This window comes from Pantoea sp. X-Soil-MYKO-1785, from assembly GCF_059730675.1.
On record NZ_AP036000.1, the window covers coordinates 1,902,569 to 1,921,745 of the forward strand.

The 19,177-nt window shown below is 57.2% G+C and carries 21 protein-coding genes and 1 pseudogene; 7 read left to right on the top strand and 15 right to left on the bottom strand.

Translation table 11 applies throughout. The features are described from left to right. The first annotated feature begins 2 nt into the window (after nt 1–2). Nucleotides 3–269 (top strand): barstar family protein, encoded by a 267-nt coding sequence (locus AC6I8D_RS08880; RefSeq protein WP_312756863.1) that lies wholly within the window; start codon nt 3–5, stop codon nt 267–269. Here AC6I8D_RS08880 and AC6I8D_RS08885 read toward each other — a convergent pair. From AC6I8D_RS08885 to AC6I8D_RS08900, 4 genes are all read right to left on the bottom strand, one after another. Beyond that, on the bottom strand, nt 266–2,632 hold the full coding sequence (locus tag AC6I8D_RS08885; protein ID WP_497819968.1) for a virulence factor SrfC family protein: 2,367 nt from the start codon (nt 2,630–2,632) through the stop codon (nt 266–268). The genes AC6I8D_RS08880 and AC6I8D_RS08885 overlap by 4 nt on opposite strands. Further along, nucleotides 2,629–5,592: a virulence factor SrfB gene (locus AC6I8D_RS08890; protein WP_497819969.1), complete on the bottom strand. Its 2,964-nt coding sequence runs from the start codon at nt 5,590–5,592 to the stop codon at nt 2,629–2,631. The genes AC6I8D_RS08885 and AC6I8D_RS08890 overlap by 4 nt, the downstream gene beginning before the upstream one ends. Nucleotides 5,593–5,594: 2 nt before the next feature. Then, complete coding sequence (locus AC6I8D_RS08895; RefSeq protein WP_312056150.1) at nt 5,595–6,932, bottom strand: SrfA family protein; 1,338 nt, start codon at nt 6,930–6,932, stop codon at nt 5,595–5,597. 157 nt (nt 6,933–7,089) lie between these two features. Then, nucleotides 7,090–8,268 carry a benzoate/H(+) symporter BenE family transporter gene (locus AC6I8D_RS08900; RefSeq protein ID WP_497819970.1) on the bottom strand — a complete coding sequence of 393 codons (1,179 nt, stop codon included), beginning with the start codon at nt 8,266–8,268 and terminating at the stop codon, nt 7,090–7,092. 133 nt (nt 8,269–8,401) lie between these two features. Between AC6I8D_RS08900 and AC6I8D_RS08905 the strand changes: the two genes are divergently transcribed. The 3 genes from AC6I8D_RS08905 (at nt 8,402) to AC6I8D_RS08915 (ending at nt 10,027) form a co-directional block, all read left to right on the top strand. Continuing rightward, nucleotides 8,402–8,956, top strand: a complete 555-nt coding sequence (locus tag AC6I8D_RS08905) for a helix-turn-helix domain-containing protein (protein ID WP_497819971.1) — start codon at nt 8,402–8,404, stop codon at nt 8,954–8,956. A gap of 67 nt (nt 8,957–9,023) precedes the next feature. After that, complete coding sequence (locus AC6I8D_RS08910; RefSeq protein WP_312056147.1) at nt 9,024–9,455, top strand: MarR family winged helix-turn-helix transcriptional regulator; 432 nt, start codon at nt 9,024–9,026, stop codon at nt 9,453–9,455. Nucleotides 9,456–9,466: 11 nt separating this feature from the next. Then, on the top strand, nt 9,467–10,027 hold the full coding sequence (locus tag AC6I8D_RS08915) for an isochorismatase family protein (protein ID WP_497819972.1): 561 nt from the start codon (nt 9,467–9,469) through the stop codon (nt 10,025–10,027). A gap of 51 nt (nt 10,028–10,078) precedes the next feature. Here the strand turns inward: AC6I8D_RS08915 and pqqU are convergent. Next, nucleotides 10,079–11,956, bottom strand: a pseudogene (gene pqqU, locus AC6I8D_RS08920) (TonB-dependent receptor PqqU); the annotation flags it as partial. Between the two features lie 188 nt (nt 11,957–12,144). Between pqqU and AC6I8D_RS08925 the strand changes: the two are divergent. Beyond that, nucleotides 12,145–13,323 (top strand): tyrosine-type recombinase/integrase, encoded by a 1,179-nt coding sequence (locus AC6I8D_RS08925; protein ID WP_497819973.1) that lies wholly within the window; start codon nt 12,145–12,147, stop codon nt 13,321–13,323. Here AC6I8D_RS08925 and AC6I8D_RS08930 read toward each other — a convergent pair. The 10 genes from AC6I8D_RS08930 to AC6I8D_RS08975 all read right to left on the bottom strand — a co-directional run bounded on the left by AC6I8D_RS08930 (nt 13,304) and on the right by AC6I8D_RS08975 (nt 18,178). Continuing rightward, nucleotides 13,304–13,495 carry a helix-turn-helix transcriptional regulator gene (locus AC6I8D_RS08930; RefSeq protein ID WP_497820666.1) on the bottom strand — a complete coding sequence of 64 codons (192 nt, stop codon included), beginning with the start codon at nt 13,493–13,495 and terminating at the stop codon, nt 13,304–13,306. The genes AC6I8D_RS08925 and AC6I8D_RS08930 overlap by 20 nt on opposite strands. A 47-nt stretch (nt 13,496–13,542) precedes the next feature. Beyond that, on the bottom strand, nt 13,543–13,890 hold the full coding sequence (locus tag AC6I8D_RS08935; protein WP_497819974.1) for a hypothetical protein: 348 nt from the start codon (nt 13,888–13,890) through the stop codon (nt 13,543–13,545). A 10-nt stretch (nt 13,891–13,900) separates the two neighbouring features. After that, nucleotides 13,901–14,323 carry a hypothetical protein gene (locus AC6I8D_RS08940; protein ID WP_497819975.1) on the bottom strand — a complete coding sequence of 141 codons (423 nt, stop codon included), beginning with the start codon at nt 14,321–14,323 and terminating at the stop codon, nt 13,901–13,903. Then, nucleotides 14,313–15,047: a hypothetical protein gene (locus AC6I8D_RS08945; protein ID WP_497819976.1), complete on the bottom strand. Its 735-nt coding sequence runs from the start codon at nt 15,045–15,047 to the stop codon at nt 14,313–14,315. The genes AC6I8D_RS08940 and AC6I8D_RS08945 overlap by 11 nt, the downstream gene beginning before the upstream one ends. Before the next feature lie 199 nt (nt 15,048–15,246). Next, nucleotides 15,247–15,690 (bottom strand): hypothetical protein, encoded by a 444-nt coding sequence (locus AC6I8D_RS08950; RefSeq protein WP_497819977.1) that lies wholly within the window; start codon nt 15,688–15,690, stop codon nt 15,247–15,249. A 10-nt stretch (nt 15,691–15,700) separates the two neighbouring features. Beyond that, nucleotides 15,701–16,105, bottom strand: a complete 405-nt coding sequence (locus AC6I8D_RS08955) for a hypothetical protein (RefSeq protein ID WP_497819978.1) — start codon at nt 16,103–16,105, stop codon at nt 15,701–15,703. Then, complete coding sequence (locus AC6I8D_RS08960) at nt 16,102–16,545, bottom strand: hypothetical protein (RefSeq protein WP_497819979.1); 444 nt, start codon at nt 16,543–16,545, stop codon at nt 16,102–16,104. The genes AC6I8D_RS08955 and AC6I8D_RS08960 overlap by 4 nt, the downstream gene beginning before the upstream one ends. Before the next feature lie 11 nt (nt 16,546–16,556). Next, entirely contained in the window at nt 16,557–16,721 is a 165-nt protein-coding gene (locus AC6I8D_RS08965; protein WP_497819980.1) for a DUF1317 family protein, read from the bottom strand. Between the two features lie 394 nt (nt 16,722–17,115). Beyond that, nucleotides 17,116–17,253 (bottom strand): hypothetical protein, encoded by a 138-nt coding sequence (locus AC6I8D_RS08970; protein WP_497819981.1) that lies wholly within the window; start codon nt 17,251–17,253, stop codon nt 17,116–17,118. A gap of 190 nt (nt 17,254–17,443) precedes the next feature. Beyond that, complete coding sequence (locus tag AC6I8D_RS08975; protein ID WP_497819982.1) at nt 17,444–18,178, bottom strand: LexA family transcriptional regulator; 735 nt, start codon at nt 18,176–18,178, stop codon at nt 17,444–17,446. A 53-nt stretch (nt 18,179–18,231) separates the two neighbouring features. Between AC6I8D_RS08975 and AC6I8D_RS08980 the strand changes: the two genes are divergently transcribed. Both AC6I8D_RS08980 and AC6I8D_RS08985 read left to right on the top strand, forming a co-directional pair. Next, nucleotides 18,232–18,477 carry a transcriptional regulator gene (locus AC6I8D_RS08980; protein WP_497819983.1) on the top strand — a complete coding sequence of 82 codons (246 nt, stop codon included), beginning with the start codon at nt 18,232–18,234 and terminating at the stop codon, nt 18,475–18,477. Between the two features lie 41 nt (nt 18,478–18,518). Continuing rightward, on the top strand, nt 18,519–19,055 hold the full coding sequence (locus AC6I8D_RS08985; protein WP_279810411.1) for a YmfL family putative regulatory protein: 537 nt from the start codon (nt 18,519–18,521) through the stop codon (nt 19,053–19,055). Nucleotides 19,056–19,177 lie beyond the last annotated feature (122 nt).

Sequence of the window (19,177 nt, forward strand, 5' to 3'; positions counted from 1 at the left end):
TCATGCTGATCCTGCAATTTGATCTGCGCCAGCTGACCAGCCGCGCGGCATTCTACCAGCAGTTTGCCGCACAGAGCGGCGGTACGCCTGGCTATTTTGGCAACAACCTGGATGCGCTGTGGGACTGGCTGACCGGCGGTATTGCCTTGCCGGCGGAAGTGCGGCTGCAGCATTACGCCGAACATCATGCCGATCTGGCTCCGGTGCTGGCGTTACTGGAAGAGGCGGCGCAGTCGCTGAACGGCGAACTGCGCCTGGTGAAGGATTAAGCGCGCAGCGGTTTAAGCAGGGCGATCAGCGCCTCGCGTGACGCCTGCGGTAAATCGCCGCCGCCGGTATAGCCGTTGTTTTCGATAATCACCTGATTCAGGCCCACCAGCCAGTCGTAGATGTAATAGGCGGTGTGGTTGGCCGGGGCCGCTGACAGCTTAGTCAGCCGCTGTCCGGCGCTGAAGTTGACGCTGGGTGCCGGCGGCCGGGTAAAGATCGCCTGGCCGCGATTAACCCGGCTGGCCGGACGCTCCGCTTCCGGGCGCTGCAAAAACCCGAGCCAGGCGACAAAGTCACCCAGCACCGTCATGGCGCGGGTCACCTGACGATCGGCCCGCGACTCATGGGTGATGCTGTGGCTGTCGGGCTCATGCAGCGCCTGCTGCAGTTTTTGCGTCATGTCGGTGCGGAAACTGGCGGTGATCAACTCTTCCACCAGCCACTCCATGGTCGCCTTATCAATATTCAGCAACGTCAGCAGGCTGCGATTTTCCGGCAGCTGGCGCAGGTGATCGAGCCACAGCAGCAGTACCTTGCGCGGAAAATGCTGAGCGCCGTGCCCGCTCGGACGAGGCTGAACCGGCACTTCTGGCTCTGATTCGCTGAACAGATCAAACTCAAAGCCGATGCCGAACTGATTTTCTGCTGCCTGCGGATGCGGCGTGCTGCGGCTCAGGCTCGACTGATTAAGCCACAGCTGGCGCAGCGCTTCACGCGGCGGCTGCAGACGTTCCAGCAGTTCGCCATGCAGGCCGGTACGGTGCTGTAAACATTTCAGCAGGGTGTCGGCGATATTCTGTTTGCGCGCCGCCTGTTCCGGGCTGGCACCCGCCTCGGTCCACGGCAATAAACGCCGCTCAACCACGGTGTGCTGAATCTGCGCCAGCTGGCTCAGCAGCAGTTCGCGACGGGCCTCAGGCTGCATCTCATCCTGCAACCAGCTGGCCATGCGATCGACACCCGCGCGATCCAGCGCCAGCATCGATCCCCAGTGTCGTCCCGGCTGTCCCATCTGACGCTGCACCGCTTCATCGACGTTAATCTGTTGATGACGGGCGTCATGCGGGGTGATGGCCCAGATCAGCCGCGGTTTTTCAGCCGACTCCTGGGTCGGTTGCAGACGCTGCCATTCACGCAGCGACTGGCTGACCCGATCGGCATCCTGACGCTGGCTGGCGGCGGTACAGACCAGCAGCAGATCAATAGCCTGGCGCGCGGCATACAGGCCGGGCAGCAGGGCGCGTTTCTGTTCCAGCAGCGCAGCGCGCAGCGGATCGCGCTGTTGCAGGCGCAGGCGATCCTCCGCGGCGGCCTCATCATTCGGCTGGCCTGGTGCGGGCAGCTCCAGCATGTCGGCCTCATCATACAGCGCGGTGCGCGGCGTCGAACTCAGCGGGATCACCACTTCCAGCGTCAGTAACGCCAGTAACCCCAGCGCCACGCTTTGCGGTTTGCCGATTCGATTGCCGTTGGTCGGACAGACCTCGACCGGCTGCTGCAGATCCTGCTCGCTGGCCGGCACAATCAGCTGCTCGGCCGGCAGCAGGGCCGCATCGGTCAGCAGGCTGAGCGGCGCCAGCACCCGGCTGCTGTTGCGCAGCTGGTGGCGTAAATGCAGCAGGCTGCGCAGGGCATCGTTGAGCGCCGGTTGATTCGGCCACAGCAGCGAAAACAGCTGCACCCGGTCATCCACACTTAGCCAGGGGGCCAGCTCAACCGCCTGCGGCCAGAAGTGACGATCGAGGCGCGCGTCATAGTGCTGACGGCGGCGGCACCACGACCACAGCGTCACCAGCGCATCGCTCTCCAGGCCGGCCAGCGGGCTGGTCAGGCGGTGACGCTGCAAACGCTGCAGGCCGCTGTCAATCAGCGCCACATCCGGCGGCACGCTGGCGGACGCGCAGGCGATCATCAGCCGGATAATTTCCGCCTCGGTCAGCAGCGCCAGTTCGACCGGCCATTCGCCCGACAGCGGTTCACGCTGATGGCAGAAACGGGTGGCGGTGGCAAAATCGAGGTTGCCGGGGTTGATGTGCTGAAAATAGTTGAGCGATTTGTCGCCCAGTCGGGTCACCAGCTGACCCTGCGCATCGGCCACCATCTCGTTCAGCAGCCAGGCTTTACCGGCCTGTGACTGACCAAACAGCGCCAGCGTCACCGGCCGGGCCACCTGTTGAGCCAGCGCCTGGGTCTGCACCCGCGCCTGACGCAGTTGCAGAGTCAGGGTTTCCGCTTCCAGCGCCAGTCGTGGCGACTGTTCGCGGGTGGTCTCGATCCAGGCCAGGCTGTTGTTCAGCGCGTCCTGCAGCAGGTTAAGGCGTTTGGCCAGCGTCTGCGGCTGGCGGGGTTTGAGAACTTTCATCGTTTACATACGCTCCCGCTGTCAATCCAGTACTGCGCATTAGCGTTGCCGGTGGCCGACAGGGTATTCAGTTTCAGACTCAGCTGCTCCAGCGGCACGCGGCTGCCATCATCCAGCCGCGCATCGCTCAGCACCAGCGTTTCCGGACCCGGCGCATCAGGGCCGGCTTGCACCGCCAGCTTGATGCGCAACACGCTTTCACCGGCCACTTTACGCGCCAGGGTGGCATCGTTCAGCGTCAGGCTGTAGAGCGGTGAGGCGGGCCAGCGATCGTTATCCAGCTGGCGGAAGCCGAGGCAGACGTTGCCGCGAATGCGGAAGCTGCTCTTCTTATCCAGCGCAAAACCGGCATCGTCGAGGTCGATCTCGCTGTAGCAGAGGTTTTCGTCGGTCAGGGCCTGATTTTCATCCAGCATACCGAGGTAACGGATGGTGGAATAGGGTTCAAAATCGCCGGCGCGGAACCAGAAGCTGCTAAGGCGCAGGTCCAGGGCCAGCAGGCAGAGCATCGCGCCAACGGCGGCGGTCGATTTCGGATTATCGATGCGACCATGCTTGTTAAACGGATACCAGTCGCTGGTGTGATAGCCTTCCAGCGACAGAATACGGCTGCCCGGCAGCGGTTGCAGATGGCGTACCAGCGCCTGAATGCCGGGGAAGCGCGACGGACGGCCGGTCAGCAGCAGCACATCGCACTGATAGAGCGACACCACTTCACACATGGAGCGCAGCGCCGGGATGATCGCCATCCGGTGCTGCATAAACTCGCCGTGCAGCTGCGCCAGGCTGACCACCAGCGGCACCTGTAACAGGTCGAAGCGGCTGTTGACGCCCAGCTCACGCTGAATTTCACCGTTGACGAAAGCCAGTACCGCTTCGCCAGGCGACTGCTCTACCAGTTCGCCAAACAGGGCGTTGATCTCGGCGTGGCTCTCCAGCGGGTCCCAGTTTTCGTAGCGCTCCAGCACCGCCTGTGCCAGCGGAATAAACAGCTGCAGCGTTACCTGCTGGCGCAGGGTGGCCTGACCGTCCATCCGGCTGTCGTGACCGAACAGCTTGTTCATCAGCGGCTCAGCCAGCGTCAGTCCGGCTTTCTGCAGATGCTGTTGCAGCGCCGGCAGGATCCACAGCTGGATCACATCCAGCAGGATGTCGTCACCGGCCACCTTAAAGCCTTCACGGAACAGCAGCCGCGGGGTGATTTTCACGTTGTTGCCAAGCCCATCGTCCAGCCGGTACTGGGTGATAGCCAGATCGGTGGTGCCGCCGCCGATATCAATCGAGGCGATGCGCAGGCTTTTACCCGGCAGCTCATCCGCCTCACGCGGGCGATCCGGCCGGGCCATGCTGCTGAAAAAGTCTTCGGCGCGACCGGCAAAGTTCACCTGAGTTTCATTAAACAGCCAGACCATCTGGCCGCAGGTCGCTTCATCCCACTCCATCTGCACATCCGGCAGCGGTTTCGGGCTGTGGCGCGGACCGGCCGGCGCGACATCTTCGTCGTCGCTCAGCCAGCCTTCGGCTTTCCACACCAGCGCAATCGCCTGCTGCATCCGGCGGCGGAAAATTTCACGTTCCGGTTTTGGCATCGCTGAAGGCAGCGTCAGGATCACATGGCGCAGCTGACGCGGCGCGTGACTTTGCGGCATCCGCTGACGCTGGGCGGCGCTATTCATCTGCATCAGGGCCTGGGCCAGCAGCTCGCACAGCATAAAGGTCATCAGGGAACTGCGGCTGTAGTGCGGTGAGAACACCGGCAGCCGATCGTCCAGCGGCAGCGTATAGAGCGGCTGGCCTTCATCGTTCAGCAGGGTGGTAAACGGGGCGGCGCAGGCCAGCGGTTCAGACTGCGCGCCAGGATTATTAAAGCGCCAGCCTGGCTGGTAGCGCGCTTCGTCCCATAAATAGCGGCGTGGGCTGGAAAGGCCGGTACTGCCTTCCAGACCGACCCGCTGCAGGGCCAGGCGGCTCGCTTCACGGCCAACGCGGGTCAGCGACGGCCACATAAAGGCGTGCTCGCGGCCGCTTTCCAGCGAAAAGTTCTCTTTACCGAAACGGGTTTCGGCAAACTCCAGCCGGCTGTCAAACAGTTCGTTATAGACCTGATGCGGTTGGGATAAATCACGCAGCTGCAGCTCATAAGTCTGCTTCAGTCCGTTGCTCTCTTCCGGGTGATCTTCCACCAGAATGCCGCAGGTATGTGAGTTGCCGACGTCCAGAATGATATCGACGTTAACCGCTGGCGTTTGCAGCGTAGCGGCCTGAATGTGGAACTCGCTGAGGTTCAGCTGTTCGCCCAGCAGCTCCAGCAGATTGAGGTAGTGTGCCTGATATTCAAACTCACGCAGCGCCTGATTGATCGCCTGCTCGCGGCGGTCAGAGACCCGATCGGTAAAGGTTTCACGCAGCCAGCCGTCGACCCAGGTGTGGTCGAGAAACTCACCCAGCTCGTAGTTGTGCCAGGCCAGCGCGAAGGTCACGCCATTCTGCGCATCGGCCGCCGACAGGCCGAGCTTCTCGCCGCCATCCTGTTCCGCCACGCAGCGGGTATCAAACGCCAGGCTGACGCGATGGGTATTGCCGGCGGCGTCAGGGGTTTCCAGCGCCACCAGACGCATCCGCGCCCAGTTTTCCGGTCCGCCAATAAACCGCCGTCCACTGGCGCAACGCAGCATCGGCAGCGGCAGCCAGCAGCCGGAGAGCAGGGTCAGCGAATCAACCAGCGCGATGTCTGACTCCGGACGCACCACTTCCGGTGCGCCGCCATCTTCCGGGTAGAGCAGAAACTTACCGCTGTTGCCATCCACGTTCAGCCGCAGCAACGGGCCGTTGGCGGTCTGGCGCACAAACTGGCGGCGCGCCTGGGGAGCTGAGAGCTGCAGACCAAAATCCAGAAACTGCACGCCGCTGTTTTCAATCAGCGAAATTTTTTGTTTGTCATCGATCAGGGGAGCCAGCATGTTTATTTACTCTCACGCTTAATCGTCATCGGGAAGACCCGGTCATCAGCATATTGCGCTTCGCACACTGCGGCACCGATGCTGGCATGGCAGATCAGCAGCGGCATGCGATAGCGGGATTTATTCTCGCATTTAGCGGTGTAGCGGCTTTCGATCACCAGATTACCGGCGCTGGTCATCGCCGCGCTGACGTCCGCCTTACAACGGGTATTGTCCTGGGCGATCTGTACGCTGCCTTTGCCATTTTTAAACTGAAAACGCATCACTGCCGGCTTGCCGGTTGCGGTTGGCATTGAGCCAAGCGTGACGCGCCAGCGGCCATCAATCACCTCAACCTGGCCGTCGCGCACCGCATCCGGGGTGACGATCAGATCGTCCGGCCGGGCCGGCACTGCCGGGGTCACCACACTGGCAAGGGTAGCAGACGCGGCGGCAGGTGCAGCGGCGGCGGCATTAACCGTGGCCGGTTTTTGCGGCAGGGAAGCCGCCAGTTTTTCGGCGGCGTTGACCACCGACGGCGTTCTGACCACCGGCACAGCAGCCGGCGTCGCCGGCGGCGCAACCGGGGTGCTGACCGGTTGCGGACGGTGCAGCAGCACCGCCACGGCCACGGCGGCGGCAATCGCCAGCGGCGGCACTATCATCCAGATGCGGAAACGGCCCGCCGCAGCGGGTGCGGAAGGCGTAACGACCGCCGGTGCGGCGGGCAGGACAACCGGTTCGGCTGTCGGTTCCGGTTCCGGTTCGACCGGCAGCGGCTCGGCCAGTAACGGCTCGGCCAGCAGCGGTTCGATAGTGACCGGCCCGGCGACGGGCGCAGGCGAAGGCTCGACCAGCAGGGGCGGCAGGCTCTCTTCCAGCGTATCGCGCAGGCAGGCCAGCGCGTCATCGCGGCTGCGGGCCTGGGCATCGACAAAGCCCCAGAAGGTGATCACCGGTTTGCCATCGACCAGGTAAACATACTGCTGATCGGGAAACTGCAGGCTTTTGCTGAGCAGTGCGCCGAACAGGCGCATGGCCGGATTCTCTGCCGCGCGCGCGCGCGTACTGAGCGCCTGCATATCCTGCTGGCAGGCGGTGAGATGTTGCAGCGCGGCGCGGCGCTCATGATCGCTGGCGGCCAGCCAGGATTTCACCCGGCCGCTGAAGGGCGCATACCAGTCGAGGCGATCGCCCCGGTCGTTGGCCTGTGGAATGGCCAGGCAATCTGCCAGTGCGCCCTGACGGCGCAGACGCAGGGTCTCGCGAATTTGTAACGCTGAGGCATAGACCGGCTGGCCATTTTCACCTAACGCCAGAACTGCATCTAAATTACCGCTGCGCAGAAAAGTTTTTGCCACCTGTTGGGCCCTTATCGGTCGTTGTCTGAGGCAGAAAATCGCGTGTTATCGACGATTGGGTTGATTTTACGCGGGACAATGACAAATCAAACGGCGGAAAAGGGGGCAAATGCAGCGGTTTTTTCACCGGCTGCTGCAAAAACAACCGCGCTGAGCGCTAATCAGCGCGCTTACGCACCAGCAGCAGGTGGGCGATAACGCCGCCGACCAGTCCCCAGAAGGCCGGACCGATGCCGAGCAGCGAGACCCCCGAGGCGGTGATCAGAAAGGTGATTAACGCACTATCGCGCTCGGTTGGCTGCTCCAGCGCGCGTTGCAGGCTGCCGCCCAGCGTGGCCAGCAATGCCAGTCCGGCCAGCGCCTGGATCAGTTCCGCCGGCAGCGCGCTGAACAACACCGCGATCAGCGCGCCGGATGCGCCCGCCAGCAGATAAAACAGGCCGGCCAGTGCCGCCGCCCGCCAGCGTCGCTGCGGATCGGCATCCACCTCTTCACTCATGCAGATCGCCGCAGTTATCGCCGCGACACAGACCGAAAAACCGCCAAAAGGCGCCAGTAACAGCGCGATAAAACCGGTCCAGCCAATCAGCGCGGAAACCGGCGGACGGTAGCCGTTCGCCTGCAGCGTGGCGATGCCGGGCGCGTTCTGCGACGCCATGGTGACCAGGAAATAGGGCAGCCCGATGCCGATCAGCGTGGTCAGGGTAAAGTGCGGCATCACCGGCTGCGGCAGCTCCAGCATAATCGGCTGCGGTGGAAAGTGGATCGCCCGCTGCGCCAGCGCCACCGCCACGCCGATCAGCAGCGTCAGCAGGATGGCGTAACGCGCCAGCCAGCGACGGGCCAGCAGCCAGGCCAGGCACATGCTGCCGCACAGCACAAAGTTGGTTTGTAAATCGGCAAAGGTTTGCAGGCCAAAGCGCAGCAAAATACCGGCCAGCATCGCCGCCGCCAGCGAGGCGGGAATGTAATTCATCAGGCGGGCAAACAGGCCGGTCACGCCAGAGATCACAATCAGCAGGTTAGCGAAAACGAACACCCCGACCGCTTCATTGATGGTGATGCCGTGAAAGCTGGTCGCCAGCAGCGCCGCGCCCGGCGTTGACCATGCGGCCAGCACCGGCATGCGATAGCGCAGCGACAGCCCGAGCGTGGCAATGCCGAGCCCGAGTCCCAGCACCGCCAGCCAGCCGCCAATCTGACCGGGCGAGGCGCCAGCCGCCTGAAAAGCCTGGTAAACAATTGCACCGGTACTGCTGTATCCCACCAGCACGGCGACAAAACCCGACACCAGCATCGGCAGGGTAAAGCGGGGTTGAACGGCGACCTCAGACATCGGTTGATCCCCAATTGTGCGTTATAGCGCACATAGTCGCATGATGCGCTATAACGCACAAGTGCTACACTGCCGCCATCCGGTCAGCGAACAGGCTGATGACCGCAGCAGGCGTCTCAATTCAGGAGAATTAATGGGCAATCTTCAACACCATCTGAGCAGCGCACTCAGACAGCTACGTCAGGCCAACGGCTGGAGCCTGACGCTGACCGCCGAACGCACCGGCGTCAGTAAAGCGATGCTTGGCCAGATCGAGCGCGGCGAATCCAGCCCGACGGTGGCGACACTGTGGAAGATCGCCACCGGCTTTAACGTGCCGTTTTCGTATTTCATTGAGGGCGGCCCCGCGCCAGGCAGTCCGGCTGCCTTCAGCCAGCCCAATGCCGAAATGTCGGTCCAGCCGCTGTTGCCCTACGATCCGCAATTGCGCTTTGATCTGCTGGCGGTTGAACTGGCTGCCGGTGCGCAGAGCATCTCTTCGCCGCATGAGACGGGCTGCATCGAACAGGTGGTGGTGATTGAGGGAGAGCTGCTGCTCGGGGTCGGCGATCTGTGGCGGCGTCTGCCGCGTGGCGCGGCGTTTCAGTTTCGCGCCGACGTCACGCACAGCTACCGCAATCCGCTCAGCACGCCGCTGCGCTTTCATAGCCTGATCCACTATCTGCAACGGCCGGAAATTACAAATTGATACCAGGGCAAACTACACAGTTTACCTTCGTATCTCTATACTGACCGTCAAACCTGAGGAGAGGGCGATGTGCGATTTAAGCGAACCTGCTGCCACGCTGCGTATGCTGGTGGGCAAGCTGGGCCGCAAACTGCGTGAGTCTGCGCCACCGGGTGAACTCACCTGGTCGCAGGTGGCGGTGCTGGGCTACCTGGTGCGTGACGGGGCGATGACGGTCACTGAACTGGCGGCGGCGGAAGGAGTGCGCAGCCAGTCGATGGGGGCCACCGTGGCAACGCTGCTGGAGGCGGGTATGGTGACCAGCGAACCCGATCCGCACGATGGACGCAAAACCCGTTACCGTCCCACTGACGCCTGCCTGGCGGTGATCGCCGCCAGCCGTGCCCGGCGTGACGACTGGCTGATTGAGGCATTTGAGGCGCGACTTACCCCGGCCGAGCGACAGCAGCTGATTGACGCCATCCCTTTACTTCAACGACTGACTGAACATGAACCCTGAGAGGACTAAAGATGGCTGTAACCACACTTGATGCGAAAACCGCGCTGATTGTAATCGACCTGCAGCACGGCATCGTTGCGCTGCCACTGGTACATCAGCCGCAGCCGGTGATTGAGCAGTGCGCGCGCCTGGCACAGGCGTTTCGTGCCAGCGATCTGCCGGTGGTACTGGTCAACGTGGCGGGCGGTGCACCGGGACGGACTGAACAGGCACGGCATGGCGGCGAACTGCCGGCCAACTGGGCCACCCTGGTGCCGGAAATGACGCCGCAGCAGGACGACCTGAGCATCACAAAAAACACCTGGGGGGCTTTTCACGCGACGCCACTGCACCAGCAGCTGCAGCAGCGTGGCATTACGCAGGTGGTGATTTGCGGCATCGCCACCAGCATTGGGGTTGAATCCACGGCACGCCAGGCATATGAATTAGGTTACAACGTCACGCTGGCCACCGACGCGATGACCGATTTAGACCTCAATACCCACAACAATAGCGTCAACCTGATCTTCCCACGCTTAGGCGAAACCGGCAGCAGCGCTGATATTCTGGCGCAGCTGACTTCGCGCGCCTGATTAGCGTGTGAGCTTAAGAGTCGGGCCACCGCAATGGTAGCCCGACTTGTTTTAGCGGAAGGCGTAGCCGAGGGTTAAACCAACGCTGTAATTGCGGCCCGGTGCCGATTCGAAGTAGCGACCATTGCTCTCATTGACGATCACCGATCCGACGTACTCGCGGTCAAACAGGTTGTCGACCCGCCCAAACAGGTCCAGCGTCCAGTCGCTGACCTGCCACTTATAACCACTGTTCAGGCCAACCACGGTGTAGGACGGCGTTTTGACCTCATTCTGATCGTCAGCGGCGATCTGACTCAGATAACGCATTTCAGCCCCGGCATAGAATCCCTGTTCCGGCACATAGCCCAGTCCGGCGTACAGCATATTGCGGGCGATGCCCGGGATGCGGTTGCCGTCACAGCTGTCGCTGCCACAGGCGTTGCTGCGATAGCGCGCATCCAGCAGGGTGTAGGCCATTTTCAGCTGCCAGTCCCAGCCAAACTGCTGATCTAACGCCAGCTCCAGTCCGCGGCGGCGGGTCTCCCCGGCATTTTTATAGGTGGTGCGTCCACCACTGCTGGTATCAGCAACAATTTCATCCTGGGTATCGGTCTGGAACAGCGCCGCACTGACCAGGCCATTGCCGATCCGTTTTTTGCTGCCGATCTCCAGCGTGTCGCTGGTGGCCGGTTTCAGGCCAAGATTCAGGCCCGACTGACCATCAGAACGGTAAGAAAGCTCATTGATGGTCGGGGTTTCAAAGCCGCGACCGGCCGAAAGATAGGCGTTCCAGCTCGGATCAAACGCATATTTCAGCGACGCCGCCGGCAGCCATTTGTGATAACGGGCATTGCCGCTGTCGTCACCGTTGCCGTTACCAACGTAGAAGTCATTGGAGTCGAAGTTGACGGTGCTAAAGCGCACGCCCGCATCCAGCGACAGCTTATCGGTCAGCTGCCAGGCCGTCTGCAGATAGGGGTCGAGGTTCCACATCAGATTACGCTCGTTGCGGCGCAGGTTACCCTGATCGCCGTAATGCGTCACGCCGTTGCTGACGGTGAAGTTCTCATAGCCTTTACGCCGTTCGGTCATGGTCTCGTAGTCGAGACCGCCGGTCAGTGTCACCGGAATCGACAGCAGCGTGTCGCGGTGCGTCCAGCGGGTATCGATCCCCTGATAGTGGCGGGTCAGGTCGATCACGCCGCCGGGATGGCGGGCATTGGTCTGTAGGCTGGCGGGAATCGACTGAAACTGGGTGGTTTCCCGTACCCCGGCGTAGACCATCACGCTGAGATCGTCGTTGTCGCTCATCTGGCGCTGGTAGTGCAGGCCGCCCTGGGTCTGATCGACAGTTTTACGCGTATTGTAGAGCGAAACGTTGCTTACCACCTGACGCGGATTGTCGCGCCACTGGGACGGCGTCAGCCCGCCCGGGTCCTGCGCATCAATATGCACGCTGTTGAACAGCAGGGTTAAGGTACTGACATCATCAATCCGCACCCCGAGCCGCGCATTGCCGAGATTTTTCTGCGCCGAACTGTGATCGCGATAGCCGTGAGTGGTAAAGCGTGAGGCGGAAACGGTGTAGTTCACATCCCCGGCGTGGCTGCCGTCGCCGGTCGCGCCGCTGGCTTTGACGCTGTTGCGCCAGCTGCCATAGCTGCCGTACCAGCTGCTGGCCTCCAGCGTGGGCGGCTGTTGCCCGGCCTGGGTGGTGACATTCACCACTCCGCCAGAGGCGTTGCCGTACAGCGCGGAAAACGGCCCGCGCAGGACTTCAACGTGGTCGATTGAACCGATATCGATATTCGAGGTTTGCGCCTGGCCGTCCGGCATGGTGGCCGGAATGCCGTCGACATAGATGCGTAAACCGCGCACGCCATAGGTCGAGCGTGAGCCAAAGCCACGGATCGACAGCTGCAGGTCCTGGGCATAATTTTGCCGGTTTCAAATTTAACAAACAGTCAAAAACATCATCGTTCAATAGCTATCATTTTCGTTCATATCTCTCTGTTTTATAAATTTATTATTGTTCAGTTAATTATGCCTGCCTTCATTTCTGTACACTAATAAACATCTGTGTACAATGGCCTTTAAGTACATATTGAGTCATGGATTTTGATGGTGAGTACATAATGGCTATTAGCGACACAAAGCTACGCGGATTGCATGGCAAGCCCTATAGCGGACCAGCGGAAATCACAGATGCTGATGGTTTAGGGATAAGAATAACCCCTAAAGGGGTAGTCAGCTTTCAATACCGGTACAGAATAAATGGCAGCCAACATAGGCTTGGCATAGGTCGATACCCTGCTGTGTCACTACGTGACGCGCGTATAAAGGTAGGTGAGTATAAAAGCCTCATTGCTGAAGGCATCGATCCAAAACATCAGCAAATCGTAAAGAAAAAGAAGCCAACCGTACATGAGTGCATAACATATTGGTATGACAATTACGTACTCCAGTCATTGAGAAAAAGCACCGCTGAAGTGTATGAGCGCATAGTTCTCAATGAGATGGAAAAGTACTTTGCCGATCTACCAATCGAGCACATACCTGTCAGCGCCTGGGTGGATTTTTTTACTGAGCAAGAGCAAGCCAATCCGCTGAAAGCCCGTAAGCTGTTGGTGCATTTGCGTGGTGCCATAGCATGGTGCACGAGACGCCAATTTATTGAGGACTCATCACTTCTTAGACTGAATCCAAAAGAGTTTGGCCGAAACCCTAAAACTGGCGACACGGTTCTTACCTATCGACAATTAGCCAAAATCTGGATTGAGAATGACAAATCCACAGCTACATTTTCGAGTAAGATGCTCATCAAATGTCTCATCCTCTATGGCTCACGCAACAGTGAGTTAAGAGAGTCGCGTAAAGAGGAGTTTGATTTTGAAGAGGGCATCTGGACTCTGCCATCAGATCGCAGCAAAACTAATAAAATTATTAGAAGACCCATTTTCAAACAAATAGAACCTTTTCTCAAAAAGGCAATTGATTCCGGAAATGGCTTACTGTTTCAGGGCGCGTTCGAAAAGAGCATTCCCCTGAGCATTGGTTCCTCTACAAGGTATGTGCGGCTCTTGCGTGATCAACTCAACTTTGGTGATTTTACTGCACATGACTTTCGCAGAACGATGGCGACACGGTTAGCAGAGGAGGGTGTTGCGCCCCACGTCATCGAAAAGATGCTGGGGCACGACCTTGGAGGAGTGCTTGCTGTCTATAACAAGCACGATTGGTTAGCAGAGCAGCGTGTTGCTTATGAGCTTTACGCTGATAAGATTTTCGAACAGATTAAGCTGATCTCTGATTAACGCCACCATTCAAAATCCACTGTTCCACCTCAGCCAGTAGGTATTTCTTAGGGCGATTCCTAACTGGCTTGGGGAAGGAATAATTCAACACGTAAGTCCTCATTGTTGTTCGGGAAGTAACACCAATTTTTTCCATTGCTTCGCTTTCAAATATCATTTCAATATTGGCCATATCTATTCTCCACACTTCCTGCTGCATCAGGTTTTATCCGTGACGGGTCACGGCGTATCGATTTTCAACTTCAGTTTATGCCAGCCGCTGGTGGTCCAGCACGCCGCTTCACCCTGGCAAGGGCATGACCGCACCGGCAACTGATCGCCACACTTCCCGCATTTCTGCCTGGCCAGCGCTTCGATCTGCTGGGCCAGCTCTGCGGCATCTTTGCGGATGAGCAACGCTATGTATTCGTTCAGCTCATACGGTTCACGACCGGGGCGGCGTGCGGCGCAGTTCTGCGCCAGCATCTCCAGTTCCTGACTATCCAGCGCCAGTTCCAGCTTTTTAGCACCGGCAGCGGCCTGTCTGGCACGCTGCGCTGCTTTGCGTTCGGCGGGGGATTTAGGCATCAGTATATCCTCAGCGCATGTGGTCAAGTGTCACGCCAGCTTTAACCAGATCACGGCAATGACTGATGACTTCAGCACGGGAAGCACCGCGCCAGGACGAGTAGAACGGGGACTCATCAACTTCCACATCAGGATGCCAACCCACGGCGTCATGAGCCTTGCCGATGCCTTCCCAGTCTGTCGTATTATCAATAAGCCAAGAGTAAAGCAGCCAGTAGCATTCTGATTCGTCCCACTCACCGAAGTAGTCAGGGCCGAACCATACAACGTGCTGATCATGCCACACGGTGCCGCGATAGGATTTAAAGCTGTCACCCTCGACAGTGAAGTCATTGCCATTCAGGCTGGGATAAAGCGCCAGCAGCAGCTCTTTAGCGACCTTTGAAACCTTCTTTTCGATGCGGGCAGTTGTGTTACGGTGCTTAGCCATCATCCCACCTCCGGCGCTGCTGCCAGCATAGCCGCCCAGCATTGTGCAGTATTGCGGCGCGGCAGTATTCCCATATGTGCTGCGCATTAGCTGTCGTTTCTACAAATCCGCCGCACTCGTCATAAATCACGTTAAAAACGTTTTTAGGGATGGCTACCGGCACCAGTTCAGCCAGGTCAGCGGCGGGCGCGGGGTGGGTGAACACAATGCGGCCCTTATCGCCATTTCTAACGCATTCGTCATAGATATATTTCTCAGCGTCATACCAGTTACCATCATCAATAAGCTGATAAATAGGCTCCTGCTTCGCCAGTTCGTTCAGCTCATCGGCCAACCTGTCTTTGTGCCTGATAGCCTCAGCAAAACCATCCTGAAGCGCGCTCAGCTTCGCCTCTGCTGCTTCTGCCTTTCGTCTCAGCGCTTCGCTCACACCCTCGGCCTTTCTAACAGCTAATTCCAGATGGTTATTTAGCGCCTCTGCTGCTTCTGCGCGCTGCTCCAGCGCCCGGAATGCTTCGGCAATGGCGAGGATGTTTTCTGGACTGGCCGCCAATACGAAATCTTTATTGACCGTGCTGTCTGGCCCTATAAATTCGCCGATGATGAAGTTGCTGTTAACCATGTCCTGTTGAGAAATAATCGCGTCCCATCCCTCTCCAGAATCTGCAACCCACGCACCCTTTGTAGTCTTGCTCGCAAGCTCAACCAGCTCGTTCAATAATTCCATGATGGCTCTCCTGCGCGGATAACTGGCTCAGCCAGGCGGAATCTTGATGGTGCCCAGTCGCACACTTCATCTGTTGGGATGTGTCCAAAAATCATTGTGCAGCGGCGGCAATGAACGCAGTAACTACATGTCTTCCCTTCAGGCAGATTCATTTTGTCACTGTCATTTTTACAGCGTCGCATTGGCTCACGAGTATCCATCACTCACCATCCTTACCGGCGCGGAGTTGGGCGGCGAAATGAACGGCTGCTGCTGCAATTGATGCATGCCGGCGCTCACCGTCAGCGAATAGCGAATCACCATTGAGCGTATCAACGATAGCCTGATGTTTTGCGGCCAACATCTCCACGCCCTCAGCCCGCACAGAGTTGAGGTAGGCGTCGGTGGCTGGGGTGTTCTCTTTAAGGCGTTTCGAAGTGGCCCAGACAGCAGACAGCCATTCTCTATCAACCCATTTTCCACGCTGTTTAAACATTTCATCCACAGCCTGATGGCACCGTGATATTTCGAATTTGCATCGTGCATTCTCAGCCGCCAGTGCGTCACGCTCTGCTTTGAGGGCAGCGTAGTCTTCCCATTTGACTACCTCGCCATCCTCTTCCTCGACAATGCCCAAATAGCCGTAACGTTTTACTTCACTCATCTCGATCCCCTTAACCCATGCATTCCAGATACAGCCCGCTGGCAATCAGACGAGCACGGCGTGCAGCTGCTTCACGATGGCGATTAATAGCCTCTTCAGACCGGTCGTTGCTGTAGTTGATAACTATTGGCTTACATGCCGGGGGAGCAACACGGCGAGGATTTCTGACCAGGGTGTAAGTGCGGTCAATGGAGCCACCACCGAGACAGACCTGATTGGATGCCTCAACCTGAAGGGTTTCACCACCGCGGCGCATGATGTGAAGGACTAAGCGATTAAACTCACGCAGCGTCATGCCGAGACGTTCTGCCAGTTCGCTGCCTGTAGCCGGGCCTTTGGATAACTGCCAGGCCAACTTTTCACTGAAACCGGCATTGGGGCCTGTGCTGCGGCGAAATTGTGCGATCTTTTTCATGACACCACCTTCAGCGTTACCGGACGTGAGCGAAGTAAATCCATTTCCATTTGGGAAATGATGTTGATCGCGTGTGAAATGCCGGGCTGCTGGTGGTTACCCAGTGTTGAAATGGCGCGCCGTGCTTCTCCGAACGCTTCACCGCGGAGGGTGCGAATCCACTGATCGCTGGCTGGCGTGGCCATTGCTGCATTCAGGTCATCAATCAGGGTCATATCTGCGCCGGCCAAATGAAGCGCAGTGATCGTATCAGGCAGAACACTGTTGATACGCAGAACCTCTGCAGCCATCAGGCTGGCGCGGACGTTGGCAACGTCGAGACGAGACGCCAGCTCCGTAACCATCTTTGCCATCTCCAGCAGTGAGGTTTCCTTGCCTATGTTTTTGGCGAACTGGTGGCCAGCTGCCACAACTTCTTTATTTGATTTGAAAGAAAGCATGCTGCCGGCCCTCAGTGGATGGTGATGTTGATGGTTTTATTAAGCAGCTCTGCTTCACGCTGCGCCTTAATGGGATTACTGATTACCGAGCCATCAGGCAATATCCAGCCGTTCAGGATATGGCTGTAGGGCAGGGTAACGATGCCGACGGTGATATGGTCGTTTGGCTTTTCCATGAAATTCTCCACACACGATTTTTTTGGTTGCATGAATCCCTTGCCAGTGACGGCAATAAAAAACTTTTGGGATTCGTTTAAATTGGCTGGTGGGTTACTGCAATAACCCACAGCCCGATTACTCCACACACATGAAAGGTTGCTGCGGTGCCGGGTGCCTCCCGGTGCTCTGATCAGACTGACAAACACCAGAGCGGAAACTCTTAGACTTTCAGCATGCGCTGTTTGACAGTCTTCCGCGTGCGCTAGCCGCATTCACCACAACGAGAAGGACACTTACTCCACGCCTCTAAAGCGTTCGAAAACACCCGCTTTGCAAATGTCCTTGTCGTTGTGAAAAAGGGCGGTTAAACCAAGCCTTCTGAATAACCGCCAACACAGCAATTTCGTACCCTTAGAACGCTGGCCCGTAAGCCAGGCTTTCACTACCGCACTGCATGGTCACTACACCGATATCACCGTCACAAACCAACTCAGCATCCGGGAAGAGGTAAAGAAAGGTGATCAGTTCCCAGAGCTTTGTATTCGACATGTTCTTGATCACTTTCATTCTCACTCTCTAAAGTTTTGAGCAACTCCGATGTGTAGAATATAGCTACTTTAAGTAGAGAAAATCAACTACAAAAAGTAGAAAATAAAGGAGTGGCGTTGGATTTAGCCGTAAATGGCTGATATGCAGACGAAAAAAAACCGGCCTAAGCCGGTTTCTTCAGAAGGATTGTTTATCCAAAATCGAGCATCTTTAGAGGCAAGCACCTGATTAGCTTGCCGAAGATGTAAAGGTCAGCCATCTCGTTTTCTTCAATAAAGAAGGGAGGATATTTTTCGTTATCAGAGAGGACTGCTAGTTTTCTGCCCTTAACCTTTTGTAATCGCTTAACAAAAGTCGAGTCTTCAAAGTTAAAGACGTAGACGCCATCACCATTGAAGTGGTCTATTGCTCTATCAACAAACAATAAATCACGCGGGGAAAGCGTTGGCATCATGCTGTCCCCATCAACGTTAATTAATTCGATTCCTTCAAGTGTCCGTCTACCGAATAACTCATAAATCCTTGTCTCCGGTATCTCAATGGAGCTTATAACAGTGGGGAACGGAGGGTTTACATATCCATGACCAGCAGATGCATGCAGGTCTAACTGTTTGATCCTCACAGTTCCTTTGTCCGGCATATCAAAGTTTTCCATTACGCCGTAATCAAGATATGCAGGCGAGACAGAAAGCTTCTCAGCGATCCTCATCATTTTTTCATCCCTCGGCTTTGCAGTGCCAAGCGTATAGCGCCGCGCCATCTCATAAGAGACGCCACTGAGTTCTGAAAGCTCTTTAACTCCCAGCGCCTTGCTTTGGAGCGACTTGTTAAGCCTGTCGGCAAAGTCTTTGTATTTAGTTTCTTCCACCATAAGTGGAAGAGTAAGCGCACAAAACATAGTTGTCATTTCTATTTTAAGTTGCATAAAAATACTACTTTAAGTAGTATTGAGCTTACCCCACTTATGAGGACCCAAAGATGCCGCAAAGCTTCAAGAATGTTAGCGAAAAAGCTGTTCGTGCTGTTGGTTCAATGTCGGAAGTCTCTCGACGGTTTGGATTCAACTCCGTTCAGTCTGTCGCTAACTGGATTACAAAGAACCGAGTTCCGCCCGAGCGCGTCATTTCACTTTGTGAATGGGGCGGATGGGCAGTAACTCCCCACCAATTAAGGCCAGACATCTATCCCCACCCAAAGGATGGAATGCCAAGAAAAGCAGGATAAGTAAAAAAACATCACAGCATAACTACCCAAGGAAAAAACAAATGGTAGACACAATCAACACAGCAATTCGGCTGATGTGCAAGGCACATAAAGCGGGTCGTTTAGGTATGGCCGATGACTTAGGCATGACCATCGATCAGTTTCACAACCACATGTACCGCAAATGTGGCAGTCGTTTCTTCACCCTGGATGAACTCATGAAGATGGAAGAGTTATCTGGTACCGCATGCCTGGCCGAATTTTTCGCGGCACGTCACGGAAAACTGCTGGTGGATGTATCCGCAGTGAAAGAGGTCGATAAGGTCGATTTGTACGACATCGAAATGAAAACGAGCGCAGCAGCTGGTGAGTTAGCGATCGCCAAAATTGCCGCCGCGTCTGACGGTGTGATCGACAGCAAAGAGCGCAAAACCCTTTCCGCGTTGTTCCACAAAAAAATGCGTCACCAGATTCACGGTTTTCTTGGCTTCATGGCGTTGTATGGCGTCGGCGTTGCTGAGCACTCAGTGGATATGTTCGTGGCGAACGGCAGGAAGATTGATGCGTCAGGTGTGCAGATCGAAGCGCAGGATATTTGAGATGAAAAGTTTAAGCCCCAAAAAAGTGACGCCCAGGGATTGCAGCCCTGAGCGTCGGTCGCGACTAAATCAACGTGTGTGGAGAATCAATCGCATGTCCATTGTAAGCCAAACCAAAGCAG